This window comes from Methanoculleus sp. MH98A (genome assembly GCF_000691865.1).
Lineage (GTDB): Archaea > Halobacteriota > Methanomicrobia > Methanomicrobiales > Methanoculleaceae > Methanoculleus.
Window position 1 is genome coordinate 1 of record NZ_JMIO01000250.1, and the last position, 515, is coordinate 515.

1 protein-coding gene is annotated in these 515 nt (G+C 45.6%); it reads left to right on the top strand.

What is annotated here, in order from left to right; genetic code table 11:
• Positions 1–147 precede the first annotated feature (147 nt).
• Positions 148–378: a hypothetical protein gene (locus EI28_RS12860; RefSeq protein ID WP_048115450.1), complete on the top strand. Its 231-nt coding sequence runs from the start codon at positions 148–150 to the stop codon at positions 376–378.
• The last annotated feature ends 137 nt before the right edge of the window (positions 379–515 follow it).

A 515-nucleotide genomic window follows, 5' to 3' on the forward strand; every position in this document is an offset into this window, starting at 1 on the left:
TGAAGAAATGAAAATTAAGGTCAAATTCTCTAACCTGGGTCGGTATACATTTTATGCATATGATCATGAACAGGAAGTACTTTTGGGGATTCCGAGTTGGGATGATGATCAGTTTACGGTAACGGTTTCATAACGGGTGGATGAAGCATGCGGCAAGAGGTATCAATAGATTCTATTTTAACGGTGTTGTTTGCCGTGATGCTCTTCCTCTTACTCTTTTATCACACCATTAAGGAGTTTTATCCAGAGTTCGATCCCTTTTTCATGATCTTTGGTCAGCTTGTCGGTCTTGTTCTCGCGATACTTCTTATATTCTGTTTCGCTGGTCTGGCTCTGCTGGTCATCCGACGCTTGTATCGCCGCCTGTATCGTCGTTAGTCAACTATCCGTCGGTGTCTGGTTGCTCCCTGGGTGTAGGGAAGATGTAGGTCAAACAGAGATATGTGTGGTCCCGATTGGTCCGGCAACTTCCTCGCTAACGCAGGTATTCGCCTCGGAGAAGTTGATCGAACGCG